The 25,062-nt window shown below is 71.4% G+C and carries 23 protein-coding genes; 12 read left to right on the top strand and 11 right to left on the bottom strand.

What is annotated here, in order from left to right; all coding sequences use genetic code 11:
* Nucleotides 1-123 precede the first annotated feature (123 nt).
* A complete protein-coding gene (locus tag AB0M99_RS16095; protein WP_365920689.1) occupies nt 124-879 on the bottom strand; it encodes an alpha/beta hydrolase in 756 nt (251 codons plus the stop codon).
* Between the two features lie 73 nt (nt 880-952).
* On the opposite strand from AB0M99_RS16095, the gene AB0M99_RS16090 reads away from it, so the two are divergent.
* Nucleotides 953-1,675 (top strand): hypothetical protein, encoded by a 723-nt coding sequence (locus AB0M99_RS16090; RefSeq protein WP_365920687.1) that lies wholly within the window; start codon nt 953-955, stop codon nt 1,673-1,675.
* Here the strand turns inward: AB0M99_RS16090 and AB0M99_RS16085 are convergent.
* The 5 genes from AB0M99_RS16085 to AB0M99_RS16065 form a co-directional block, all read right to left on the bottom strand.
* Nucleotides 1,662-3,722, bottom strand: coding sequence for a phosphocholine-specific phospholipase C (locus AB0M99_RS16085; RefSeq protein WP_365920685.1), 2,061 nt, complete (start codon nt 3,720-3,722; stop codon nt 1,662-1,664). The genes AB0M99_RS16090 and AB0M99_RS16085 overlap by 14 nt on opposite strands.
* A gap of 242 nt (nt 3,723-3,964) precedes the next feature.
* Nucleotides 3,965-4,372: a peptide-methionine (R)-S-oxide reductase MsrB gene (msrB, locus tag AB0M99_RS16080; RefSeq protein ID WP_365920683.1), complete on the bottom strand. Its 408-nt coding sequence runs from the start codon at nt 4,370-4,372 to the stop codon at nt 3,965-3,967.
* A 22-nt stretch (nt 4,373-4,394) separates the two neighbouring features.
* Nucleotides 4,395-5,789 (bottom strand): UDP-N-acetylmuramate--L-alanine ligase, encoded by a 1,395-nt coding sequence (murC, locus tag AB0M99_RS16075; RefSeq protein ID WP_365920681.1) that lies wholly within the window; start codon nt 5,787-5,789, stop codon nt 4,395-4,397.
* Between the two features lie 43 nt (nt 5,790-5,832).
* A complete protein-coding gene (locus tag AB0M99_RS16070) occupies nt 5,833-6,300 on the bottom strand; it encodes an indole-3-glycerol phosphate synthase (protein ID WP_365920679.1) in 468 nt (155 codons plus the stop codon).
* Between the two features lie 131 nt (nt 6,301-6,431).
* Nucleotides 6,432-7,226: a pyrimidine reductase family protein gene (locus AB0M99_RS16065; protein ID WP_365920677.1), complete on the bottom strand. Its 795-nt coding sequence runs from the start codon at nt 7,224-7,226 to the stop codon at nt 6,432-6,434.
* Nucleotides 7,227-7,262: 36 nt separating this feature from the next.
* Between AB0M99_RS16065 and zapE the strand changes: the two genes are divergently transcribed.
* The 5 genes from zapE to AB0M99_RS16040 all read left to right on the top strand — a co-directional run bounded on the left by zapE (nt 7,263) and on the right by AB0M99_RS16040 (nt 12,676).
* A complete protein-coding gene (gene zapE / locus AB0M99_RS16060; protein WP_365920675.1) occupies nt 7,263-8,366 on the top strand; it encodes a cell division protein ZapE in 1,104 nt (367 codons plus the stop codon).
* A 62-nt stretch (nt 8,367-8,428) separates the two neighbouring features.
* The gene (locus tag AB0M99_RS16055) at nt 8,429-8,857 is read left to right on the top strand and encodes an OsmC family protein (protein WP_365920673.1); all 429 of its coding nucleotides are present in this window, start codon (nt 8,429-8,431) and stop codon (nt 8,855-8,857) included.
* 200 nt (nt 8,858-9,057) lie between these two features.
* Nucleotides 9,058-10,407: an alkaline phosphatase PhoX gene (locus AB0M99_RS16050; RefSeq protein WP_365920671.1), complete on the top strand. Its 1,350-nt coding sequence runs from the start codon at nt 9,058-9,060 to the stop codon at nt 10,405-10,407.
* Between the two features lie 488 nt (nt 10,408-10,895).
* Nucleotides 10,896-11,732 carry a PPK2 family polyphosphate kinase gene (locus tag AB0M99_RS16045; RefSeq protein WP_365920701.1) on the top strand — a complete coding sequence of 279 codons (837 nt, stop codon included), beginning with the start codon at nt 10,896-10,898 and terminating at the stop codon, nt 11,730-11,732.
* 17 nt (nt 11,733-11,749) lie between these two features.
* Entirely contained in the window at nt 11,750-12,676 is a 927-nt protein-coding gene (locus tag AB0M99_RS16040) for a polysaccharide deacetylase family protein (protein WP_365920669.1), read from the top strand.
* 13 nt (nt 12,677-12,689) lie between these two features.
* Here AB0M99_RS16040 and AB0M99_RS16035 read toward each other — a convergent pair whose 3' ends face one another.
* The 3 genes from AB0M99_RS16035 to AB0M99_RS16025 form a co-directional block, all read right to left on the bottom strand.
* Nucleotides 12,690-12,890 carry a hypothetical protein gene (locus AB0M99_RS16035; RefSeq protein WP_365920667.1) on the bottom strand — a complete coding sequence of 67 codons (201 nt, stop codon included), beginning with the start codon at nt 12,888-12,890 and terminating at the stop codon, nt 12,690-12,692.
* 68 nt (nt 12,891-12,958) lie between these two features.
* Nucleotides 12,959-13,891 carry a sigma-70 family RNA polymerase sigma factor gene (locus AB0M99_RS16030; RefSeq protein ID WP_365920665.1) on the bottom strand — a complete coding sequence of 311 codons (933 nt, stop codon included), beginning with the start codon at nt 13,889-13,891 and terminating at the stop codon, nt 12,959-12,961.
* Entirely contained in the window at nt 13,892-14,566 is a 675-nt protein-coding gene (locus AB0M99_RS16025; RefSeq protein WP_365920663.1) for an AIM24 family protein, read from the bottom strand.
* A 97-nt stretch (nt 14,567-14,663) separates the two neighbouring features.
* Between AB0M99_RS16025 and AB0M99_RS16020 the strand changes: the two genes are divergently transcribed.
* From AB0M99_RS16020 to AB0M99_RS16005, 4 genes are read left to right on the top strand one after another with little or no spacing between them, the layout of a single operon-like run.
* Nucleotides 14,664-16,106, top strand: coding sequence for a site-specific integrase (locus tag AB0M99_RS16020; RefSeq protein ID WP_365920661.1), 1,443 nt, complete (start codon nt 14,664-14,666; stop codon nt 16,104-16,106).
* Nucleotides 16,106-17,845, top strand: a complete 1,740-nt coding sequence (locus AB0M99_RS16015) for a hypothetical protein (RefSeq protein ID WP_365920659.1) — start codon at nt 16,106-16,108, stop codon at nt 17,843-17,845. Before AB0M99_RS16020 ends, AB0M99_RS16015 begins: the two co-directional genes overlap by 1 nt.
* Nucleotides 17,842-20,040: a hypothetical protein gene (locus AB0M99_RS16010; RefSeq protein WP_365920657.1), complete on the top strand. Its 2,199-nt coding sequence runs from the start codon at nt 17,842-17,844 to the stop codon at nt 20,038-20,040. Before AB0M99_RS16015 ends, AB0M99_RS16010 begins: the two co-directional genes overlap by 4 nt.
* A 1-nt stretch (nt 20,041) precedes the next feature.
* Complete coding sequence (locus AB0M99_RS16005; RefSeq protein ID WP_365920655.1) at nt 20,042-20,524, top strand: hypothetical protein; 483 nt, start codon at nt 20,042-20,044, stop codon at nt 20,522-20,524.
* A 253-nt stretch (nt 20,525-20,777) separates the two neighbouring features.
* On the opposite strand, the gene AB0M99_RS16000 is transcribed toward AB0M99_RS16005, so the two are convergent.
* Complete coding sequence (locus AB0M99_RS16000; RefSeq protein WP_365920653.1) at nt 20,778-21,470, bottom strand: transferase; 693 nt, start codon at nt 21,468-21,470, stop codon at nt 20,778-20,780.
* Between the two features lie 35 nt (nt 21,471-21,505).
* Entirely contained in the window at nt 21,506-22,558 is a 1,053-nt protein-coding gene (locus AB0M99_RS15995; protein ID WP_365920652.1) for an NAD-dependent epimerase/dehydratase family protein, read from the bottom strand.
* Nucleotides 22,559-22,801: 243 nt separating this feature from the next.
* Here AB0M99_RS15995 and AB0M99_RS15990 point away from each other — a divergent pair, with 243 nt between their 5' ends.
* A complete protein-coding gene (locus AB0M99_RS15990; protein WP_365920650.1) occupies nt 22,802-24,163 on the top strand; it encodes a tetratricopeptide repeat protein in 1,362 nt (453 codons plus the stop codon).
* Nucleotides 24,164-24,179: 16 nt separating this feature from the next.
* The gene (locus AB0M99_RS15985) at nt 24,180-25,049 is read left to right on the top strand and encodes a glycosyltransferase (protein WP_365920648.1); all 870 of its coding nucleotides are present in this window, start codon (nt 24,180-24,182) and stop codon (nt 25,047-25,049) included.
* The last annotated feature ends 13 nt before the right edge of the window (nt 25,050-25,062 follow it).

Below are 25,062 nucleotides of genomic sequence, written 5' to 3'. Positions count from 1 at the left end.
CTGGTGCCGTGGATTGCAAGGCGGAGGAGGGAGCCACTGCGGAGCATTGGCGACTGACGACAACGCGGCAAGCCACGGTGCCAGGCGGGCCGGGCTACCCGACCCTGATCCGCCAGACACCCCCTAGCTGCGCAGGAAGGCCTCGATCTCGGTGGCGAAGGCCACCGGGGTCTCGTGCGGCGGGTAGTGGCCGGCGCCGGGCAGGGTGCGGATCCGGCAGTTCGGGTACCAGACCTGCCAGGTGGCGCGCATGACCTCGGCGGTCAGCGCGAGGTCGTACTCCCCGACGAGCACCAGCACCGGGACCGTGTTGCCCTTCACCGCGGCGGACAGGTCGAGCGGCTGCCAGCTCGCCAGGTACCCGGCGAAGGCCTCGGGCCGGGAGACGTCGAGGGAGTGGGCGACCATGTGCCCCAGCCAGTGCCGGCTCGTGCGGTTGCCGGTGACGAGGTCGAGGATGGCGCGGCGGTTCTCCGCGTTCCCGGCGGCGCCGTAGAAGAGCGCGTGGGTCGCGTCGTCCATCTCGTACGGGGCCGCCGGCACCGGGGTGAGGCCGATCAGCTTCTCGATCCGCTCGGGGGCGCGGACCAGGACCTGCTGCGCCGCCTTGCCGCCCATGGAGTGGCCGAGGAGGGAGAAGGTGTCCCAGCCGAGCTGGTCGGCCAGTTCGAGGACGTCGTCGGCGATCTCGGGGAGGCTGTAGCGGCCGGGGACGTCGCGGCGCTCACCGTAGCCGCGGTAGTCGAGGAAGGCGTACGAGAACTCCTGCGGGTCCAGGTACTCCAGTACGGAACCCCAGTTGGCGGAGGTGCCGAACCAGTCGTGCAGCACGATGACGCGGACGGGTCCGGTGCCGATCCGGCGGTGGGCGATGGCCATGCGTTCTCCCTCGGTGACGGGGCGGGCGGATAGCGACGCCGTACGTTCTGCCCACGGGGCCTACCATCACACCGTGATACCGACATCGGGCTCGGAGCCGTTGCTGATGGGGGACTTCTCCCGGCCCGACGGCGCCCGCCACCCGCACCACCCCCGCACGTACACGGTCAGCGCCCCGGCGGAGATCGCCGAGGTACGGGCCGTGAGTCCCTACGACCCGCACGCCGAGCACCCCACGGACCCCTATGACGGCGGGCCGGTCGGGTGCATGTGCCAGGAGGGATGGTGCCCGCCGCCCGCCACCCCCGAGCTGAGGCGCCTGCTCGACCCCCTCTCTCCCGACGGCATCCCGGCCCGGCACCGGGCCCGGTGGGCCGCCGCGGCGCCCGCGGGGCTGCGCGCGTACGCCGAGGCCCTCGCCGGGGGCGAGGCGGAGCCGGACCTGCCGCGGGGGGCGCCGCTGAGCGTGGTGTTCAGCTGGCTCGGCGGCGTGCGCGACGAGCCCCGGGACGCGGCGTGGCTGCTCGCCGAGCGGGCTCCGCAGCGGCTGCTGGCCGGGCTGCCCACCGAGGAACTGGCCTGGGGCGTACGGGAGACGGACCGGGCCGGGCTGGACGCCGCCGTGCGGTTCTTCGCGAGCGAGGAGTTCACCACCCGCCACCCCAAGCGGCGCCGGGTCCCCGACACCGCGCGCGACCTGCTGCTGCGGCACGCGCGCAGCCACCGCCCCGGCGACCTCACGGTCCTGGAGCGGCGGCTGCTGCGTACGCCGGACGACCGCGTCAGACGGTCCTGAGCGCCGGGTCGGAGACGCCCGGGGCGCCCGTCTCGACGTGGCCGGCGAAGCGGCGCAGGAAGGTGGTGTCGGCGTCGGAGACGACCTTGACGTCGTACCAGCGGCCCGTGGTGCGCAGGTCGACCGTGTGGGCGACCGTGGCGCCGGGGTTGACCTTGAAGGTCTGGGCGGCCCCGCCGTAGGCATTGGTCACCGTGAGGTTGACGGCGGCGGTGCCGGAGTTCGTCAGGGTGAGGTCGAGGTTGCCGGTGGCGTCCGCGTGGCGGGCGGTGGCCTCGGGTCCGGCCTTCTTGGCCGGGCCCTTCCAGGTGCGCAGGAAGCCGTTCGGGCCCCAGACGGTGAGGTTGATCTGGTTGCCGGTGGAGCTGCTGGTGCTCCAGGTGTCGGACAGGGTCTTGCCCGCCTCGACCGTGTAGGGCCAGGGGCCGTCCGTCCGGTTGCCCGAGGTGCTGTGGAAGTGGGCGCCGAGGGACGGGCCGCTGGAGAAGGTCAGCGTGAACTTGCCCGTGGAGGGGGTCGCCCTGCCGTCCACGTAGGGGGTGTAGCGCAGCGCACGCGTCGGCTTGCCGCCCGCCTCCTGCTTCGGCAGGGTGCCGGTGGCCGGCGGGACGGGGTGGTAGGACGGGTGGGTGTTGTGGTCCGGCGGGATGTAGTCGGCCGTGGAGGGCAGGGAGGCCGGGGAGGCGTCCGCCCGCGTGAAGTCGAAGGCGGAGGTCAGGTCCCCGCAGACGGCGCGGCGCCACGGCGAGATGTTGGGCTCCTGCACGCCGAAGCGCTTCTCCATGAAGCGGATCACCGAGGTGTGGTCGAAGGTCTCGGAGCAGACGTAGCCGCCCTTGCTCCACGGTGAGACCACGATCATCGGGACGCGCGGGCCGAGCCCGTAGGGTCCGGCCGAGTAGCCGCCGCCCCCGGCGTACAGGTCCTTGGACACGTCGGCGGTGGACAGGCCCCAGGCCGAGGACGTCGGCGGGTACGGGGGCACGACGTGGTCGAAGAAGCCGTCGTTCTCGTCGTAGGTGATGAAGAAGGCGGTCTTCGCCCACACCGCCGGGTTCGCGGTGAGCGCGTCGAGGACCTGCGAGATGTACCAGGCGCCGAAGTTGGTGGGCCAGTTCGGGTGCTCGCTGAAGGCCTCGGGGGCGGCGATCCAGGAGATCTGGGGCAGGGTGCCGCCCACCACGTCGGCCCGCAGCTTGTCGAAGTAGCCGTCGCCCGCCTTGGCGTTCGTGCCGGTACGGGCCTTCTCGTACAGGGCGCTGCCGGGCTGGGCGTTGCGGTAGTTGTTGAAGTACAGCAGCGAGTTGTCGCCGTAGTTGCCGCGGAAGGCGTCGCTGATCCAGCCCCACGAGCCGGCGGCGTTCAGGCCGTCGCCGATGTCCTGGTAGACCTTCCAGGAGACCCCGGCCGCCTCCAGCCGCTCGGGGTACGTCTTCCAGCCGTAGCCCGCCTCCTGGTTGCCGAGGACCGGGCCGCCGCCGACGCCGTCGTTGCCCGTGTGACCCGTCCACATGTAGTAGCGGTTGGGGTCGGTGGCACCGATGAAGGAGCAGTGGTAGGCGTCGCAGACGGTGAAGGCGTCCGCGAGCGCGTAGTGGAACGGGATGTCGTTCCGCGTCATGTACGACATGGTGGTGGCCGTCTTGGCGGGCACCCACTTGTCGTACTTGCCGTTGTTGTACGCCTGGTGCCCGCCGGCCCAGTCGTGGTTCAAGCCCTCGACGAACTGCATCCCCAGGTTGTTGACCTGCGGGTTGAAGGGGAGGATGTCCTTCGTCCCGTTGGACTGGTGGAAGACGGACTTGCCGTTGTCCTGCAGGACCGGACGCGGGTCACCGAAGCCCCGTACGCCCTTCATCGAGCCGAAGTACTGGTCGAAGGACCGGTTCTCCTGCATGAGCACGACGATGTGCTCGATGTCCTGGATGGTTCCGGTGCTGCCCTGCGCCGGAATGGCGGCGGCGCGCGCGATGCTCTCGTTGAGCATCGCGGCGGCGGCACTGCCGCCTGCGATCTGCAGGAACCTACGGCGATTCAGTTCTGCCATGACGTGACGACCTCTGTGGAGTGAGGGGGGTGTCGAGGGGCGCCCCAAGAACAGCGCCCCCGGCGTACCGGCTGGAGTTCCTTTCGTGACACTGCGCCGTACACCTGGAGAACGGAAGGCCTCCCGCACCGATTCGTGCCCCGTGCACCCCTCCTGTCGCCGGGGTCCGGCCATGCCGAAGGGCCGGCTCCGCCGAGCGGAACCGGCCCTTCGTGCGGTCGGCGGTGGAGCGGCTCGCCCGGTCAGCCCTCGGTGGGGTGCAGGCGCAGGGAGATGGAGTTGATGCAGTAGCGCTGGTCCGTCGGGGTGGGGTAGCCCTCGCCCTCGAAGACGTGGCCCAGGTGGGAGCCGCACTTCGCGCAGAGGACCTCGGTGCGGACCATGCCGTGGGAGACGTCCGCCTTCAGTTCGACCGCCTCGGAGTCCTTGGGGTCGAAGAAGGACGGCCAGCCGCAGTGCGACTCGAACTTCTCCGTGGAGCGGAAGAGTTCGGAGCCGCAGGCGCGGCAGGCGTAGACGCCCTCCGTCTTGGTGTCCGTGTACTCACCGCGGAAGGCCGGCTCGGTGCCGGCGAGGCGCAGCACCTGGTACTCGGACGGGGTCAGCTCCGCCTGCCACTGCTCGTCCGTCTTCTCGACCTCGTACGACATGACTCTCCCGCTCCTCGTGTCTTCAGCTCGACAGGCGGGCGAGGATGGCCGGACCGAGGTCCGTGACGTCGCCCGCGCCCATCGTGAGAACGAGATCGCCGGGCTTGGCCATTCCCGCGACGACCTCGGCGACGGCGCCCTTGTCGTGCTCGGCGGTGACGTCGGCGCCCGCGGTCCGGGCGGCCGCGATGATGATCTCGCTGGTGACCCCGGGGAGCGGGTCCTCGCGGGCGGGGTAGATGTCCAGGACCACGGAGGCGTCGGCGAGCGCCAGGGCCTGGCCCATCTCCTTGCCGAGCTCCTGGGTGCGGGAGAAGAGGTGGGGCTGGAAGACGACCAGGATGCGCGAGTCCCCGGCGGCGCCGCGGATGGCCTCCAGGTCGGCGGTCATCTCGGTGGGGTGGTGCGCGTAGGAGTCGATGACCTGTACGCCGGCCGCCTCGCCCTTGAGCTGGAGGCGGCGCTTGACCCCGGTGTACTTGCCGAGGGCCGAGGCGAGGTTGTGCGCCGGGATGCCGAGGGCGACGCCGGCGGCGAGGGCCGCGACGGCGTTGTGCGCGTAGTGGCGGCCGGGCACGGAGACGGTGAAGGTGAGCATCCGGCCGTCGATGACGACGGTGACCTCGCTGGTCAGGCCGCGCGGGGTGATCTTCGTGATCCGGACGTCGGCCTCGGGCTCCTCGCCGTACGTGACGACGGTGAGGCCCTCCTTGCCGCGGACCCGGCCGGCGATCTCGGCCGCGCCCGCCTGGCCGTGGGCGACGACCAGGGTGCCGCCGGGCTCGATCTTGCCGACGAAGGTCTCGAAGGACTCGTAGATCTCGTCCATCGACGCGTAGTTCGCGTGGTGGTCGAGCTCGGCGTTGAGGATGATCGCGACGCGCGGGGTGTACTTGTGGAAGCTGCGGTCGCTCTCGTCCGCCTCGGCCACGAAGATGTCGCCCTCGCCGTGGTGGGCGTTGGAGCCGGGGGCGTCCAGGTCGCCGCCGATGGCGTACGAGGGGTCCAGGCCCAGGGCCGACAGGGACACCGCCAGCATCGAGGTGGTGGTGGTCTTGCCGTGCGTACCGGCGACCGCGATCGGCCGCAGCCCGTCCATCAGGCCCGCGAGGGCGTCGGAGCGGTGCACGACGGGGATCCCGAGCTCCGCGGCGCGGGCCAGCTCGGGGTTGTCGGCGCGGATGGCGCTGGAGACGACCACGCAGGTGGCGTCCTCGGCGAGGTGGCCGGCGGCGTGCCCGATGTGCACGGTGGCGCCGTGGGCGCGCAGCGCCTGGGCGGTCTCGGAATCACGGGCGTCGCTGCCGGCGACCTTCGCGCCGCGCTGGGCGAGGATCTTCGCGATGCCGGACATGCCGGCGCCGCCGATGCCGATGAAGTGGGGCCGTTCCATGGCGGTCGGCAGGCCGGGCTTCATTCAGGTCGCTCCAGGATCGAGTACGGGTTCAGCCGCTTACACCCTATTCCTTGTGGGCGAAGAGCTTGAGCACCGGAACGCCGACCTTGTGCCGGGCCCGGGAGGCCCAGTCCCGGTGGAAGAACTCCTCCACGTAGTGGGGGGCGGTCAGGACGATCACCTCGTCGGCGCCGGTCTCCTCCACCACCGCCTTGAGCTTGTCGAGGGGGTGGTCCTCGACGATCTGCCCGACGGCCTTCGCGCCCTTCTTGCGCAGGGCCGCCAGGGAGTGTTCGAGGGCCTGCCCGGCGGGGCCGCGGGCGGCCTCGCCCTCGGGTTCGTCGCCCTCGCGGATGGCCTCGGGGAGCTCACCGAGCGCGACGTCGTCGATGGCGCGCAGCAGCCGGTCCCGGTCGCCGCGGGGCTGCATGAGGACGACGAAGGAGACCGAGTCGTCTCCGTGAAGGGTGGTGACGAAGTCCACGTCGACGGGGGTCAGCGGCTGCTCGATCATCAATACGCTCGTGAACACGGACGCCCTCTCCTTCGTGGGCCGAGGCCGACCGGCCCCTGCGGAAACCATCCTGCCCCGCTGTCGCACGGGGCCTGCGGATGTATATGTGCCCAGCGGAAGCTAAGCGGAACGACAAATTCCGCGCCTTGTCAGATCCGACGGTAGCTCGTGAAGAGGAACCCGGCCTCTTCCAGTACGCAGGCCGGTGCGAGCCGGTGCGGAACCGTGACGGAGGGGCCCACGGAGATCCGCTGGGCGTCCCCCGCCGTGAGGGTCGGCGAGATCGTCAGGCACAGCTCGTCCAGCGCGTCGGCGGCCACGAACTGGCCCAGCAGCCTCGGCCCGCCCTCGATCAGCTGGCGGCGCAGCCCGCGCTCGGCAAGGCCCCGTACGGCACGGGCCGGGTCCACGGCGGCGCCTTCGCCCGCCAGCACGACCTCGACCCCGGCCGCCCGGGCCTGCGCCACCCGGTCGGCGGGGGCGCCGGCGCCCGTGACCACCAGGGTGGGGACCAGCGGGGAGGCGAACAGCGGCAGCGAGAAGTCCAGGTCCAGGCTCGCGGTGACCACGGCGATGGCGGGCGCCGGGCCCTGGCCCGCGGCCTCGCGGCGGGCCGCGAAGGCCTCCCGGGCCCGCGCCGGGCGGTAACCCTCCAGACGAACCGTTTCCGCGCCCACGACCACCACATCGGCCAGCGCCCGCAGGGTGCCGAAGATCCGCATGTCGGTCTCGCCGGAGATGGGCTGCGAGCGGCCGTCGTGCTGGGCGGCGCCGTCCAGAGTCGAAACCATGTTCGCCCGCAGCCAGTGGCCGTCCGGGCCGATCGCCGGGTAGGCGTACGCCTCGGCGAGCTCGTCCAGCGACCACTCGCGGTCGGCCTGGTCTTCGGCCGAGGCCGGGTCGGGGGCTGATGTCTGATCGGTCACAGGGAACAGGCGTCGCATCGGTGCAGTGTGCCACGGCCCGTAGAGTTGAGTGCTGTGTCAACATCACTCTCGCCCTCCGGATCACTCTCCGGCCGGCCTCCGATAGCCGACGCGGGCCCGCAGGCCCTGTGCGCCCGCGAGCCGCGGGTGCCCGCCGAACGGCTGGTGGCCGAGATGGTGCCGCCGCCCCGCTTCGACTCGGTGCGCTTCGACACGTACGACCCGGACCCGACGCAGCCGAGCCAGGCCGAGGCCGTCACCGTGCTCAGCGGATTCGCGGCCGGTCTGGGCGGGGCGCACGCGACCGGGGCCGGCAAGCGCCGCTGGTTCGCGAAGAAGCCGGCCGCCCCGACCGCCCCGCGCGGGGTCTACCTCGACGGCGGCTACGGCGTCGGCAAGACCCACCTGCTGGCCTCCCTGTGGCACGCCACCCCGGCCGAGCCCGCGCTGAAGGCCTTCGGGACCTTCGTGGAGCTGACCAACCTGGTCGGCGCGCTCGGCTTCCAGCAGACCGTGCAGACCCTGGGCGGGCACCGGCTCCTGTGCATCGACGAGTTCGAGCTGGACGACCCGGGCGACACCGTCCTGGTGTCCTCGCTGCTCAGCCGCCTCGTCGAGCAGGGTGTGGCGCTGGCCGCCACCTCCAACACCCTGCCCGGCAAGCTGGGCGAGGGCCGGTTCGCGGCCGCCGACTTCCTGCGGGAGATCCAGGGGCTGTCCGCGCACTTCCGGCCGCTGCGCATCGACGGCCAGGACTACCGCCACCGGGGCCTGCCGGAAGCGCCGGCCCCGTTCTCGGACGAGCAGGTGACCAAGGCCGCGTACGCGACGCCCGGCGCGAGCCTCGACGACTTCCCCGGCCTGCTGGAGCACCTGGCCCGCGTCCACCCGAGCCGGTACGGCGCCATGACCGACGGCATAGCGGCCGTCTGCCTGACGGACGTCGGCCCGGTCCCGGACCAGTCGACGGCGCTGCGGCTGGTGGTGCTGGCGGACCGCCTGTACGACCGCGAGATACCGGTGCTGGCATCGGGCGTCCCCTTCGACCGTCTGTTCAGTGACGAGATGCTGAACGGCGGCTACCGCAAGAAGTACTTCCGCGCCATCTCGCGGCTCACCGCGCTGGCGCGCGACGCGAAGCCCCTGGTCTCCCAGTAGGTTTGGGGACGTCGGCCCGTTTCCACGGGCCGGCCGTTTCCACTTCTGCGAAGGGATCCACCATGGCTGCCACACGCAACGCACACGCCGTCTGGGAAGGCGACCTGTTCGAAGGCAAGGGCGTCGTCATGCTCGACTCGTCCGGCCTCGGCAGCTACCCCGTCTCCTGGCCGGCGCGGACCGACGAGGCGGCCAACGGGCGCACCAGCCCGGAGGAGCTCATCGCCGCCGCGCACTCCAGCTGCTTCAACATGGCCTTCTCGAACGGTCTGGCGAAGGCGGGCAACCCGCCGGCCAAGCTGACCACCTCGGCCGCCGTCACCTTCGTGCCGGGCAAGGGCATCACCGGGATCCACCTCACCGTCGAGGGCGACGTGCCGGGCCTGGACAACGACGCGTTCGTCGCCGCGGCCGAGGACGCTAAGCAGAACTGCCCGGTCAGCCAGGCCCTGACGGGCACGACGATCACGCTGAGCGCGAAGCTGGTCTGACGGGTCCCGGGTCCGTCCCGGGTCCGTCCCGGGTCCGGGTCCCGGGTCCGGGGACGCGGTGGGTGGAGTGCCCTGCGCGACTCCCCCACCCCGTCCGCGGACCCTCACGGCGTACTCCCGGCGGGGCAGCGGGCAGCGCTGTCGCACGGCGTGGTACCACGGGCCGGTCGTGTGTCCAGCCCCACCGCCGGGAGTCGCCGATGTCCCTCACCCGACGCAGCCTGCTCACCGCCGCCGGCGGCGGCATCGCCTTCGGCGGGGCGCTCGCCGCGCTCTTCGCCGGGCCGTCCGGCGCCGCCCCGGCCGCCCGGGGCTACGGCCCGCTCGTGCCGGACCCGGCCGGCCTGCTCGATCTGCCCGCCGGGTTCACCTACCGGGTGCTCTCCCGCGCCGGCGACCCACTGCGCTCCGGCGAGGGCACCGTACCGGCCAACTGCGACGGCATGGCCGCCTTCGCCGCCGGCCGCGGCGGCGTACGGCTGGTCCGCAACCACGAGAACCGCACCACCGCCGCCCTGCGCGTCCCCGCGGTCGGGGGACTGACGTACGACCCCCAGGCGCTCGGGGGCTGTACGGTCCTGGAGCTCGACCCGGCGGGGCGGGTCACCGCCGAGCGCGTCGCCCTCGCCGGCACCGCCGTCAACTGCGCGGGCGGGCGTACGCCCTGGAACACCTGGCTGACCTGCGAGGAGACCGAGGACCGGGCCGGCACCTCCGGCTACACCCAGGACCACGGCTACGTCTTCGAGGTCGACCCCGCCGACCCGCACCGCTCGGGCGCGGTACCGCTCGCCGCGATGGGCCGCTTCGCGCACGAGGCCGTCGCGGTGGACCCGTACCGCGGGGTCGTGTACCTGACCGAGGACGCCTTCGTCGAGCCCTTCGGCCTGTTCTACCGCTTCCTGCCCGAGCGGCCGCTCGGCGGTCCCGGCTCGCTGCGGGCCGGCGGCGCCCTGGAGGCCCTGCGCGTGCCTGGCCTGGCGAACCTCGCCGTGGTGGACCGGCCCGGGGCGGAATTCCCGGTGGAGTGGGTTCCCGTACCGGATCCGTCGGCGGCCGTGACCCCCGTCCGGCTCCAGGACTTCGGGCCCGGCGGGATCACGCACGCGCAGAAACTGGAGGGCTGCTACTGGGGCGACGGCGGCGTCCACTTCGTCTCCAGCTACGCCCGCAGCCGCGAGGGCTCCCCCGCCGACCACCACGGCCAGGTGTGGTTCCTCGACCCGCTGCGCGGCCGGCTGCGGCTGGAGGTGGTCTTCGGCCCGGCCGCGGACGTCCAGTTGCCCGGGGACTCCCCCGACAACATCTGCCTGGCCCCGGACGGCGGGCTGATGGTGTGCGAGGACGGCGGGGGCGCGCAGTACGTGTTCGGGGTGGCCCTGGACGGCGAGGTGTACCCGGTGGCCCGCAACGCCGACGACATCGGGCGGCCCGGGGCCCCGGAGTGGGGGGAGTTCGCCGGGGTGACCTTCTCCCCCGACGCCCGGACCATGTACGTCAACGCGTACCAGCCCGGAACCACCTTCGCCGTGACCGGGCCCTGGAGGTAGGACCGCAGGCCCTGCCGGGTCCGTCGTCCGGCCCCCCGTGATCCGGTCTTTCGCCACGTCGCGCTCCCGTTCGATCTGCTGGAGGATCGAAGGGAGCCGACGGAGTGAGGTAGGTAGCGGTGGCCAAGAAGGACGGCGCGGAGCGGGGCACGAGGAAATCCGCGAAGAAATCCGCGAAGGAGCCCGGAAAGAAGCCCGCGAAGAAGCCCGGGAAGAGGGCCACGGAGAAGGCCCAGGAAAAGGCACAGGAAAAGGCACAGGAGAAGGCGGCCGGGCCCGCCGGGTCCGGTCCGAAGGCCGGGGCTTCGAAGGCCGGGGCTTCGAAGGCCGGGGCTTCGAAGGCCAAGGGGTCGAAGGACTCTCCCGCGCCCGCGCCGGAGGGCGGCGCCAAGGCCGAGCAGGCCAAGCCGCTCTCGCTGCGCGAGCTGCTGCGCATCTCCGCCGAGCAGCCCGGGCCCGCCGAGGGCGCCCGCAAGGCCGGCCCCGGCATCCCGCTGGGTCCGCTGCTGCGCGTACCCGTCGGCGAGCGCGTCGACCTCGCCGCCCTCCACCCCGCCGCGACCCCGGCCGGCCCCACCGACAAGGCGGCCGGCGTGGCGGCCACCGCCCAGCTGGCCGACCGGCTCGCCTCCCTCCAGGAGCGGCTCTACGCCGCGAGCACCGCGGGGGACCGCCGCCGCGTCCTGCTCGTGCTCCAGGGCATGGACACCAGCGGCAAGGGCGGCACGGTCAAGCACGTGATCGGCCTCTTCAACCCTTCCGGCTGCCGGATCAAGGCCTTCAAGGCGCCCACCGCCGAGGAGCAGAACCACCCCTTCCTCTGGCGCGTCATGAAGGCTCTGCCCCAGCCGGGCGAGATCGGCATCTTCGACCGCTCGCACTACGAGGACGTCCTCATCGCCCGCGTCCGCGAGCTGGTGCCGCGCAGTCAGCTGGGCCGCCGCTACGCGCAGATCAACCGGTTCGAGAAGTCCCTCGTGGACGACGGCGTGACCGTGGTGAAGGTGTTCCTCCACATCAGCTACGAGGAGCAGCGCAAGCGGCTGATGGAGCGGCTGGACAACCCGGACAAGCACTGGAAGTTCAGCCCGGGCGACATCGACGAGCGCGCCGCGTGGCCCGCCTACCAGCAGGCGTACGAGCTGGCGCTGGAGCGGTGCTCCACCGATGCGGCGCCCTGGTACGTCGTCCCCTCGGACCGCAAGTGGTACCGCAACTGGGCTATCAGCAAACTGCTGCTGGAGCACTTGGAGGCCATCGCTCCGCAGTACCCCGCGGGTGACTTCGACGTGGACGAGTGCCGCGCACGCCTACTTGCCACATAGTCATATATTTTTCATATGTGACCATCTCAGCGCGTAGAGCGGCGGCCCTGGCCGCCGCCGCAGCTCTCAGTGCCGCCCTCGCAGGATGCGGGGGCGGCACCGGTACGTCGGACGCCGGCAGCCAGGCCCGCATGGGCACCCCCGCCGCCCCCGCACCCGCCTCCGCCCCGGCTTCAGCCCCGGCCTCCGCCGCCCCCTCCAGCCCCTCCGCTCCGCCGTCCCCGCAGCCGGGCGCACCCGGCAAGGCCCCGACCCTGGCCCCCGGCCCGAACGGCCTGACCCCCGTATTCGAGCGGGCGAAGCAGCACACCGACAAGACGGTGGCACTGACCTTCGACGCCGACATGACCTCCGACCAGGGCCCGCGCGCCGCGGGCGGCGAGCGCTTCGACAACCCGCAGCTGATCTCCACGCTGCGCACGCTCCAGGTGCCCTCGACCGTCTTCATGACGGGCCGCTGGGCCGAGGAGTACCCGGACCAGGCGAAGTCCATCGGCACCGACCCGAACTTCGAGATCGCGAACCACTCGTACAGCCACCACGCCTTCAAGTCCCCCTGCTACGGACTCCCCGCGCTCGACGGCGCCGCGGCCCGGGCCGACGTGGACAAGGCCTTCGCCGCCTTCCGCAAGGCGGGGGCCGTCAACACCGTCCCCTACTTCCGCTTCCCCGGCGGCTGCTACGACGACCAGGCGCTGCGGGCCCTGGCCGCCGCCAGGGTCACGGCGGTCCAGTGGGACGTGGTCAGCGGGGACGCCTTCGCCAAGGACCCCGACGCGGTGGCCGAGCAGGTGCTCGCCGGGGTGAAGCCCGGCTCGGTGGTGGTCATGCACTGCACGCGCAGCGCCGCGCCGGTCACCGAGGAAGCCATCCGCAGAATCGTTCCGGAGCTGCGGGGGCGCGGCTACCGCTTCGTGAAGGTGTCCGAGCTCATCGGGAATTGAACCGGGCCCCGGCTCAGCCGGAGCAGGCCGTGCGCTGGGCTTCCTGCCACTCGCACACCGGGCACAGCACCACGCCCGGGGTCGCGACCCCGTACTCGGTGGGCTTGCCGCACTCCAGGCAGTCGGCGTACGGCGGCCCGTCCACGCGCCCGGCCGGGGCCGTCGGCGCCGCCGTGGTGCGGCAGTACGACTCGCCGCGCTCGGACCGGTCCATGCGTACGAGCGTACCCGGGGCCGCCGCCGGGCGCGGCGGCGGCCCCGGGCCGGACGAGCCGCGGAGCGTCAGATCCCGGCGTCGGCGTCCGCGTCGGCCAGGCCGAACCCGCGCAGCCGGTGCGGGTCCGCGATCACGTCGATGGCGAGGATCTTCCCGTCCGCGACGATGAAGGCCATGATCGACATCGGGCGGCCCTCGACGACCACCGTGACCCCGGCGGCGCCGTTGATCAGCGCCGGGCGGGCGAACGGCGCCACGCTGCTGAACGTGACCGCCTGTCCGGCCACGGTCCGCGCCCCGTTCAGTACGACCGTGAGCCCGGACCGCGCGACACCGCCGTCGGAGCGCAGTACGACGTCCGGGTCGAGCACGGCCACGAGTGCCTCGAAGTCCCCGTCGCGCGTGGCGGCGAAGAAGGCGTTGACGACCTGGCGCTGGCGGGTGAGGTCCGGATCCGGCGGCGGGGCCTGCCCCTGCACCCGGCGGCGGGCCCGGCTCGCGAGCTGCCGGGTGGCGGCCGGGGTCTTGTCGAGCAGCGTGGCGATCTCGTCGAACGGCACGGCGAACATGTCGTGCAGTACGAAGGCGAGCCGCTCGGCCGGCGCCAGGGACTCCAGCACCACCATCAGCGCCAGCCCGACCGAGTCGGCCAGCAGGACCTCCTGCTCGGGGTCGATCACCTCGCCCCGGGTGATCAGCGGGTCGGGCATCCGGGACCCACCGGGCTCGCGGGACTCGTCGAGGGAGTCCTCGCGCCGCGTCTCGCGCGAACGCAGGAGGTTCAGGCACACCCGCGCGGCGACCGTGGTGAGCCACCCGCCCAGGTTCTCGACGTCACTGGTGTCGGTGCGGTCGAAGCGCAGCCAGGTGTCCTGCACCGCGTCCTCGGCCTCGCTGATCGAGCCGAGCATCCGGTAGGCCACCGCTTGCAGATGGGCCCGGTGCTCCTCGAAGCGGGCCGCGAGCAGGAGGCTCTCGTCCACCGTGTCGGTTCCCATTCAGTGCGCCGCGGTGGTCTCGGTGACCTCGCTCGGGCGGACGATGACGAAGCCCTCGCCGCTCAGCTTCAGCTGGACGGCCTCGCCGGAACCGCCGCGGATCATCGAGCCGACCGACTGGGAGCGGTGCAGACCCGTCTCCAGGCGGGCGCTCCAGCCGACCACCGCGTCGGTGTCCACGAACACCGGGGACTGCGCGGTGACCGGGATGATGATCGGGCTGCCGTCGCAGACGACGGCGAGCTTGCCGGTGCCGGTGAAGAGGCTGTTGAAGAGCCCGCCGCCGGTCATGCCGGCGCCCTTCACCATCTTGATCTCGTAGGCCAGGGTCGAGTCGAAGCACAGCACGTTGCGGCCGTTGATGGTCAGGGCGTCGCCGGGCTCGAAGTCGATGATGAAGCAGTTGCCGGCCTGGTGCGCGAACCAGGCCTCGCCCTGGCCGCGTACGGACATCAGCGCCAGGCCCTCGCCGGTGACGGCGCGCTTGAGCATGCCGCCTATGCCCTGACCCTTGCGCTCGAACTGGAGGTTGCCGCGGAAGGCGACCATCGAGCCCTGACGGGCCAGCATTTCACCGTTGACGGTGTACTTCACGGACTTGGCGTTCTGCAGGCTCATCCCGGGAGCGGCAGACGGCTGGGCCAGGTTCTCGGACGCGAAAAGATCACTTATCACTGCACTTTAACCTTGTCTCTTTAGACGGTAGAAGAGGAGTGCAACTAGCTTTCTATTCAGTCTACTTGAGTGCGTCTCATTGCCTATGGTGTTAGGCATGTTGCTGACCTACTTCACCCGGGACGGCTGGGAGTCCTGGGACCTGGGACGGGAGCCCCTCATTCGCCAGGACATGCCGGTCCTTGTTGATGACGACCTTCGGTTCGAGGACGAGCACGGCCCCCGCCCCACCGTCGCGGTGAACGCCTGGCTCCGCGAACTCCCCATCAGCGGGGTGCCGGCCGCGAAGTCCTGGCGCTCGTACGCGCAGGCCATGCGATCTTGGCTGGAGTTCCTGGCCTCCCGCTCCATGCATCCCTTCGCGGAACGCGCAGACCTGCGGGCCGCACTGGGCGCCTTCGCGGAGTACCGGCTGGCCGGCCCAGTCGAAGCCCGATGGGACGGCGCCACCTGGAACCACCGCGTCAACGTGATGTCCCGCTTCTACTCCTGGGCCGTCGACAACGACCACTGCACGAAGGTCCCGTTCACGTACGCCATGGGCACCCGCTACAGCAGGGAGGCTGGCGCGATAGAGGCACGCCGCAACACCGCCACCGTCCGCCGCGCGAAGCCCCACGTGACGATGAAGTACTTGGAGCCGGAGTTCCGGGACACCTTCCTCCGGGCCCTGGCCGGGCTGGACCCGGACGGCGTCCCGGACGACTCCTTCCGCGGCCGAGAACTGGCCCGCAACGCCGCAGTGGGCGGCCTGGTCACAGCCACCGGCCTGCGCGCACAGGAGTTCACCTACCTGCTGACCTACGAACTTCCCTCCCTGCCCGCACGGCGGACCCCGGTCCCGGTCTGGTTCCCGCTTGCCGAATCCACGACCAAGGGACAAAAGGCACGCGCCACCTGGACCAGCCACCGGGCCCTTGCCGATGTCCACCAGTACCTCGAGCTGGACCGGGACGCCGCTGTGACCCGCGGCCCCTACCGGCCTCCGGCCCGCCTCGGGTCGCCGCTGTTCATCGAAGCACCCGACCACGAAGGCGCCCGGATCAACGGCCACCGCACCCGGTGGCGGCACCTCTCACCGGCCGAACGCCTCCGCCTGGTCAACACCGACGGCACGTCACCAATCGTCGCTGTGCAGTCCACCGGCCGCCCCTTCGCGGACTGGGACACCGTCCTCCGGCGCACCTCCCAGCGCATCCGGGAACGCTACGAACCCCGATTCCCCACGGTCCACGCCCACACGCTCCGCCACACCTTCGCGATGGAGACCCTGGAGGCCCTGGTCCAGGGCTACTACCAGCGGGCCGCCGCGCTGATCAGCGAAACCGGCGGAGACGGCGGCCTGGCCCTCTACCTCACGAAGACGGACCCGCTGATGATCCTTCGGGATCTCCTCGGCCACTCCTCCGTCACGACCACGGAGATCTACCTCCGGCGCCTGGACGTCCAGCGGATCTACCGCGACGCCTACACCGCCGCCGGACGCACGAACCATGACGCCGAGGCCGAGGCTGCCGCAGAGTTCGGAGAGGACGCCTGATGCCCGCCTACCTGCACCACGACCCCGTGCGGGTCGAATTCGTCTTTCCCGACGGGACCCGATACAGGACACGCTTCGACGGGACCGCGAACGACCAGCTGGCCGCCGAGCTGGCCGCCGCCTTCCCCGCCCTAGTCCACCCCCACAGAAGGATCGGCACCCGGAAGACGGCACTGCACTACGCCTCCTACCTTCGGGGCATGGTCCGTTGGCTGGCGGCGGAAGGGTTCACGGGCGGCCTGTCCCAGCTGACCCGCCCCCTTCTGTTCCGGTTCTGGATGGCCGTCACCGTCCAACACGCAGACCTGTCCCGCTCCCTGCTCCGCGCCGCCCACCAGGTCAGCGGCACCCTGCCGCCGGATGTCGTCCCGTACCTGGACGGGAAGCTGATCAAGGCCCGCCGTCGGCCGGATCCTCTACCCCCGTACACGGAGGGAGAGTGGCAGCGCATCACCGAAGCCCTGCAACAAGTGGTCGAAGAGAGCTGGGCCGACCACCGCCGGGCCCTGGCCGAGGCCGCCGGAGGCGAGGCTCCGCGAGTGGCCGGCCTCACCCCGCCCAACATCGCCCGGGAACTCCTCCGGCACGGGCCCATGTCCAGCAAAGCGTTCGCCGCGCACATCGGATGGCACCGGCACCGGGTTGAAGCGGCCAAGACGCTGGCTCCCGTACGGGAGGCCCTGTATCCGGCAGCCGCCACCGCTGCCGCCTACCGTCTTCTCCTCGGCGTCTACAGCGGGGTTGTACCAGACGGCCTGTCCGGCCTTGGAATCGGTGACGTGACGTGGGCTGGAGACTCCTCCATCCTCCTGGACTACGTGAAGGGCCGGCGCGGTCCGGAGTCGGTCAAGCTCACCGGCCGAGCGGTCCGCCTGATCGAACGATGGCTAGAACACTCGGCCCTCCTGCGCAAGCACGCCCGCCCCGAGGTCCGCGACGAACTCTGGCTCCGGCTCCGGGCGAATCGCTTCAAGGCCGAGTCAGGCGGCTGCGGGTACGTCGTCAGCGGACCAGACCCGGACGGGACCAACCTGCGGGCCAAGGACACCGGGCTGGTGGCCCGCATGGGGCTGCTGGACGACACCGGAAAGCCGTTGCAGCTTCACCCGTCACGTATTCGGACGACCTACTTGAACACCCTGAGCCGCAAGGGATGGACGGGGAATACGGCCATCGACCCCAACCACTCCGCCGCCGTGGAGGGGGACCGATACCTGACCGCGCAAACCCCGGCACAGATGGACGCAGTAGAAACGATCATTGAGGAGAGCCAGGCGGACATCCTCCGGCGAGCCCTCCCCCCGACGGTTCTCACCCAGGAAGCGGCCGCCGACCTCCCCGCGGAGGCGGCCCGGCTCGGCCTCACTGACGGTGCCCTGTCCGAACTCATGGCCGGGGAACGCGACGTGTTCACCGCGTCGTGCAAGGACCCCCTGTCCGGCCTTCACGGGCCGGCAGGAAAGCCCTGTCCGGCCCGGCCGTGGGTGTGCCTCCTGTGCCCTCTCGCCGTGTTCATGCCCCGCCACGCGGCCAACCTGCTGCGGCTCCGCGCGTTCTTCGCCCGGCAGTACCGGCAGATGACCACCGCCGAATTCGTCGCGGTGTTCGGCCCGTACGCCGACCACCTGGACCGGGAGGTCCTGCCCGCGTTTCCGCCCGCCGTGCTGGAGGCCGCGGCGGCCACCGTGGCCGACACCGACGATCAGATTCCCGTCCGTCCCGAGGAGATGACCGTATGACGACGCCCAGCGTTCTTGCGGCCACCGGCCGCCGGTCCCCGTTCTCAGGGCTGGACGTCTGCACGGTTGCCCAGCTGGAGATGCCACACGGGAACCGCGGCCCCCTGTTCGATGACGACCTATGGGATATGACGGGACTGGCCCGGGCCCCGAAGTCACTCACCCCCACCGCCCTGCGCTGGGACTTCCGCCGGATCGTGAACCCGGCGTGGAGGACCGTAGCGAAGGAGATGATCCTGGCCCTCCTCGCGCCGCAGGATGAGCACGTGGCCGTGCTGCCGCACGCGTTCCGCAAGCCCAAAGCGGTAAGCGCGGTGTACGGGCAGATCAGCGGTATGGCCCTCTGGCTGAACTGGCTTCATGCGGAAGGCGTCCGCACCCTGGCTGACGTCGACCAAAACCTTTGCGACCGTTACATGGCCTTCGCCTCCCGCAGCACCAGGCACGGCAGGACCGTCCAGCCCTCCACGCTCTTGAACCTTCTCCTGCCTGTGCAATACCTGGCCTTCTACAGCGGTCTGTTCACCCACGACGCCTACGCCCCGGGATTCACCCCCTGGGCGGGCAGGTCCGTATTCGAGGTGGCCGGCGCGAAGAAGCAGGCTGGGAACCTCTCCGGACCGGTCCCGGACCACGTCTTCCAGCCGATGATGGCTGCCGCCCTATGGGTGGTCGAAACCCTCGGACCCTACGTCGCGGAGGAGATCGAGCGCGCGCAGGCCCAGAAGGAGTCCCGCCCCACCATCGGCATCCGGTACTCCCTCTCCAAGCGGGACAGGGACAGGTTCGCGGAGCACCTGAATGCCTGCGTGCGTGACGGTGTGCCGCTTCCCCAGCTCGACAGGGGGTCGATCACTCAGCGGGTCCGGAGCGGGGTCTGGTCGCTTTCGGACCCGCTTCTGGAAGTGAACCTGGACCAGCTGGGGAGGGATGCCGGGGTCAGCAAAGAGATTCAAATCGGGCCCCTGGAAGTGCTCCGCCCGCTGATCGAAGAGGCCGCGGCGAAGGTAGGTGTGGCGGCCGTCCACGGCCGCGGTGCCGCCCTGGTCCAGCGGGCGGACGGGAACGGCACGGCGCCGTGGACGCTACCACTCGACTACCGGCAACTTCGAACCCTCGGCAGTCTCGTACAGGGGGCCTGCCTGGTCGTCACGGCGGCCCTTAGCGGGATGCGGGCCAGTGAGCTGGCAGAGCTGTCCACGGACTCATGTCTCCCGCCCACCCCCGCGTACAGCGGCGCCATGCGCTACCGGCTGGCGTCCCGACTGATCAAGGGCCAGGAGTTCGGCGGCGTCCCGGAGGAGTGGGTGGTGGTCGAAGAAGCCTGGCGGGCTGTCGGCCTGGCCGCACGGATCGCCCAGCGGGACGGATCCTTGAACGGGGCCCTGTTCGGCAGGAAGCGGCCAGCCTCGGCCGACATCTACATTCAGTTCCGGACCTGGGTCAACGGCCCCGAAGGCGGCCGCCTCGGACTGGCACCGATCCCTGACGGCCCCGTGAACGCACGGAACCTCCGCCGCACGCTGGCCATGGCGCTGGCCAACCGGCCCGGCGGCCTGATCGCCGCGAAAATCCACCTTAAGCATGTGCACGTGGCCACCACCGAGGGCTACGCGCACCGTCCCGGCGGCGCACAAGGCATCTTCCTGGCCGAGGTCGGGGAGGAGGAGGCGAAGCACCACCTGGAGCTGACCGCCACCGCGTTCCGGGAGTTCCAGGCCGGCATCATGCCGTCCGGCCCCGGGGCCCGGGACGTGATCGCCGCGTTCACGCACGTGGACGCCGCCCTGGCCGATCACCAGGCCGGGGAACCCAAGGTGCTGGGGTCGGACCGGCAGCTGGTCAACCTCCTGCGAAGCCAGTCCCAGTTCCTCCACGCCGGCGCCGCGAACTATTGCTGGTTCAAGGACCCCCATAAGGCCCTGTGCTTGAAGATCGCCGGGGCTCCGGTCACCGCGGACTCCAAGCCTATGGCGGGGATGTGCGACTCCGCACGGTGCCCGCAGGCCACCCACCACCCGGTCCACCGGAAGGTGTGGGCTGACAACGCCGAGAGGACGCGCGTGTTCCTCGGCTCCATCCCCCGGGGCCACAAGGCCGAACGGGACCGTGTCCGGGCCGACCTGGACAGATCGCTCCGGGTACTGGACGAAATCGACGCCGCCGGGACCGGCCCGGCCCAGGAAGGAGCCTGACGTGGCCCGGATCTCCGAGGAGACGAAGCAGCACAACGAGGGAGCGATCCGGGCCGCGATGGACCGGCTACTCCGGGGTGAACTCCCGCGCGGCGGCCGGTGCGACTTGAAGACCCTGGCCGCCGAGGCAGGCGTGACCCGCACCGGCTTCTACCCGAAGAAGGACCGGGCCGGGAACGAGCGGCCCGGCCCGTACCAGCACCTGGCGGAGGAGTTCGAGCGGCGCGTGAGGGCCGCGCAGGAAGCCGGGGAGATCATCGACCCCCGGGACGCCCAGATAGAGCGTCTGAAGGCCGAAAATGCCGGTCTGCGGGAGCGGCTGGCGGCCAACCGGGACACCATCGCGGAACTGACGGTGTTCCGCACGATGGCCGTGTCGCAGCTGGCCGCGCAGTACGAGGAAATCGAGCGGCTCCGTAAGGCCCTGGACGGCGCCGGGAACGTCCGCACGTTGCCGCTGGGCGGCCGTACCGGTCCCGCGTAGCCGGGACTGGCACAACGACCCTCCCAGGTCAGCAGAAGGGGCCCCACCAGGTCTTGGGTTCTGGTGGGGCCCTTCGCGTACCCGGGCGGTCAGGCCGCGCCGGGCCGCTGCGCGAGGATCTCCCGGACCCGGGCGCCGGCCTCGGGCGCCGGCCTCGGGATACTCCGCCGCGGTGCGGGCAGAGTGGGCACGGCCCCGCTGGACCGAGGCCCACAGGCGGGCCCGCCGGGGCGGGAGTCGGCGGGGACGGCGGTCAGATCCGGCGGGGCTCGATGATCACTTCGGGTGAAGACGACCGTACGACGCTGGCCGGGGGAACGATGGTGCTGCCCATGCAGACGCTCGCGGCGATGGTCGAGTGCCGGCCCACGGCGATGCCGGGGCCGAGGGTGATCATGCTGCCGGTCTGGACGTGGTCGCCGATCAGGCCGCCGAACTGGGACGTGGTGCACCGGTAGGGCGGTTCGTCGCCGGGGCCGTGCAGGGCGATTTCCTTGATGGGTACGCGCATGTCGTAGTTCCACAAGCTGATCGCCGCGATCACGAGGTTCGCGGACAGGTGGGCGTCGGTCCCGATGATGGAGTGCCCGACGCCGACCTGGTGGCCGAGAACAGCGTTCTCCCCCACGAAGGAGTGGGTCACTTCGCACCCGAAGCCCACGGACACGCCGGCGGCGAGCACGGACCGCTTGCGGACGGTCGAGAACTCGTGAACGCGGACCCCCGGCCCGATGATGGCGTCTTCGCCGATGATCGCAGTGGGGTGGATCTGCGCAGTGGGGTGGATCCGCTCGGGCACAACCTGTAGGGCGTCGTCATGGAGAGCGTCCCAGCGGGTGAGGAAGTCGGACAGCTCGAACTCGCCGATCTTGGCGTATCCGGTGGCGTCCAGGCCGGACGCGGTCGGGGGGCGGACGTAGTCACCGATACGGATGGACTCGGGCACCTGGCTTGCTCCTGGTCGTCGTCGGGGCGGGTGGTTCAGGCGGCTTCGGCGGCCTCACGGCGCAGGAAGTCGGGCAGGGCGGCGGGGGTGTTGTCGAGCCAGGCGACGTAGCGGGCCACGCCCTCGGCCGCTGTGATCCGGGGCTCCCAGTCCAGGGCGGCGGTCATGCGGGCCGTGTGGGCCGTCCCGCCGAGCGGGTCGCCCTCGGGCAGCGGCCGGTCTTGGAACTCGGCGTCGGGGTAGTGGTTGCGGATGAGCTGGGCTACGTCGGCGATGGATGTGGCCTGGCCGGTGCCGATGTTGAGGGTCTGCCGGTCGGCGCCGGGGGCGAGCATGGCGCGGATGGTGGCTTCGGAGATGTCTTCGACGTGGACGAAGTCGCGGACCTGTCGGCCGCCGCCGTTCAGGTGCAGGGGAAGGCCGAGCTTCGCGCGCATCGCCATCCAGGCGACCACCCAGGAGTGCGATCCCTCCTTGACGGTCTGCGGTTCGCCGTAGACGGAGAAGTAGCGGACCGAGGTATGGGAGACGTTGGCCTTGCCCAGCACGAGCATGGTCTGCGCCTCACCCCACGCCTTCGTGTTCGCGTACACCGAGAGCGGCGCCAGGGGCTGGTCTTCGTTCCATGTCTGCACGTCGTGGCGCTTGGGGTCGCCGTTGCCGTAGACGGCCGCCGAGGAGACGAACACGAACCGGCGTACCCGGGCGTTGCAGCGGCGGACCGCGTCCAGGAGGACCTGGGTACCTGTGACATTGGTCTGGATCGCGGCCATCGGGTTGCGGGTGCAGGCGGCCACGTCGGCGACGGCGGCGGCATGGATCACGTAGTCCGCTTCCCGGACGACGTGGTCCATCAGGGTCGCGTCGGCGATGTCGCCCACGATGGTGTCCCGGTCGGTGGTGTGGACGCCGAACAGGTCGGCGTAGACGGCGGCGGGGTAGGCGTCGAGCTTGCCCACGGCGATCACGCGGGCCCCGGCCGCGCGAAGTCGGGCGGTGATGCGGGAGCCGACCAAGCCCCCGCCCCCGGTGACCACCACGGTTGAGCCGGCGAGGGCGGCGGACAGGTCAGCGTCGGTCAACGTCACGATGGTCTCCTCGGATTCGGCGGAAGGGGGCGACGGGGAGGTTGCGACCGGTCCGGCTTGGGACCGCCTCCCCGCCACCCCGGCGGGCACCGCCCGGGCCAGGGGTGGGCTCCACCGGAAGGAGCGGTGGTGCAGCCCCGGGCGGGCTGATGAACAGTGAACGCCCCAGCACGGAAAGTGAGTACCGTGGGCGAAGTGGCAACCCGTTCAACCCGTTCAAGATCGTTTCCGAGGGGGCCGACATTGGCAGGGGACCGGACACCGAACAGCGCGTTAGCGGACGTGATCGCCGAGTCCGGGGCCACGTACTACGCGCTGGCCAGGGAGATCCGCTCTGTGGCGGCCGAGGCCGGCCAGCGGTTGAGTACCGGGCCGTCGGCCGTCGCCTACTGGGTTGCAGGGGGTACACCCTCCGGCCAGACGCCGTTCTACATCGCCGAGGCCCTGACGAGACGGACGAAGCGGCGGGTGACGGTCGCCGAGATCGGTCTAGGCTCCGCTGTCATCGGTGGCGTCCTGGAGGCCGATCCGCTGGCCGCCATCGCCGATCTCGGGAGATCCGTCATGCAACGTCGCCGTGACTTCCTCGGCGCCGCGTTCACCGCCGCCGCCGTCGGCCTGCCCCTGGCCTACGACCACGAAGCGGTCGCCGCGACGCTCCGAGCCGCCGAGAGCGGCGGCAGTGTCGGCCCCACCGAGGTGAGCACCGTCCGCCAGCTCACCGAGACGTTCCGCAGCGTGGACGAACGCATGGGCGGCGGCCACGGCCTGACCACCGTCACCGCCTACCTCACCGACACCGTCGCCCCGATGCTCACCGCCCGGTTCCCCTCCGCCACGGTCCGCTCCGAGGCGTTCGCGGCGGCGGCCCAGCTGGCCTGCCTGGTCGGGTGGAAACACCACGACCTCGGCCGGGAGGGCGCCGCACAGCGGTACTACCTGCTGGGCTATCAGCTGGCCTGTGAGGCCGACCCGAACGGCCATGCCGCGTGGATGATGCGGGCCCTGACCCATCAGGCACTTGACCTGGGCCACCCCCGCTCTTGTCCGGAGCTGGCCGAAGCCGCCCTGGGCAGGGCGGCGGGGAAGGTCGACCGGCAGACCGAGGCCCTGCTCCTGGTGACGTGCGCCCGCGCCTACGGGGCCGGCGGGCAAGGCGCCAGGGCGGCACGTGCCCTGCTGGCCGCCGAGGACGCCGTGACAGACACCCGGGACCCTGTCCCCGCCTACGCCGCCGCCTCGGGCCCGGTAGTGGCCACGGTCGCCTCCCACATGGGAAAGACCCTGACCGCGATGAACGACCACCGTGCTGCGGGGCGGCACTACCGGCGGGCCCTGGCGGGCCGCGCACCGGGCACGTACCAGCTCAAGCACGGGCTGACCATGGCCAACTTGGGGCGATCGGTGGCCGGGCAGCACCGGCACGAAGAGGCCGTGGGCCTTTGGGCCCGGTCGCTGGACTTCATGGGCGGCGTGGTCTCCGACCGCAACAGGCAGGCGGTCAGGGAAATCCAGGCGGCGGCGACCCGGTACCGCAAGCGCGGTGTGGCCGGCGCGGCCAGCCTGGACCAGCGCGCGACCGAACTACTGCGAAACCACGTGTGAGAGGAACAGCAACAGAATGCCGAAGATCGGGGTTGTGGTCCTGACCATGGGCGATCGGCCCGCAGAGCTGCGGGCCCTGCTGGACTCGGTGGCCGCCCAGGAAGGCGATCCGGCAACCGTCGTCGTCCTCGGCCAGGGCGTAAAACTCCCACCCCTCCCGGACGGCGTGGACGGTGTGGAGTTGCCGGAGAACCTGGGCATCCCCGGCGGCCGGAACGCCGGCGTGGCCTGGCTGCGCGAGCGGGGCGGCGTGGACGTCGTCGTGGTCCTGGACGACGACGGCCTGCTGCCCCGCACCGACACCTTCCGGCTGGTCCGGGAGGCGTTCGCCGGAAGGCCCCGCCTGGGTATCGCGGGCTTCCGCATCGCGGATGAGACCGGAGCGAGTCAGCGCAGGCATGTCCCCCGCCTGGGCGGCAAGAACCCGCTGGTGTCCGGGCCGGTGACGACGTTCCTCGGCGGCGGCCACGCCATCCGCATGAGCGTCATCGACCAGGTAGGCGACTTCCCCACCAAGTTCTTCTACGCCCACGAGGAAACGGACTTCGCCTGGCGGGCACTCGACGCCGGCTGGGATGTCGACTATCGGGCCGACATGGTGCTGCAACACCCGCGTACGGAAGCGTCCCGGCACGCGGTGTACTACCGCAACACCGGCCGGAACCGGGTCTGGCTGGCCAAACGGCACCTGCCCGCCGTCCTGGTCCCGGTCTACCTCGGGACGTGGGCCGCATACACGATCGCGCAGCGGCCCCCGCTGTCCGGCCTGGCCGCCTGGTGGGCCGGCTTCTTCGAAGGCGTGCGGGTGCCCTGCCCGCCAAGGCGACCCATCCGCTGGCGAACCGTGTGGCGGATGACCCAGCTGGGCCGACCCCCGGTGGTTTGATCGCCGCCGCCGA

Origin of the sequence: Streptomyces sp. NPDC051183, assembly GCF_040682455.1 — a bacterium.
GTDB lineage: Bacteria > Actinomycetota > Actinomycetes > Streptomycetales > Streptomycetaceae > Streptomyces.
This window is presented reverse-complemented; position numbering and strand designations above follow the sequence as displayed.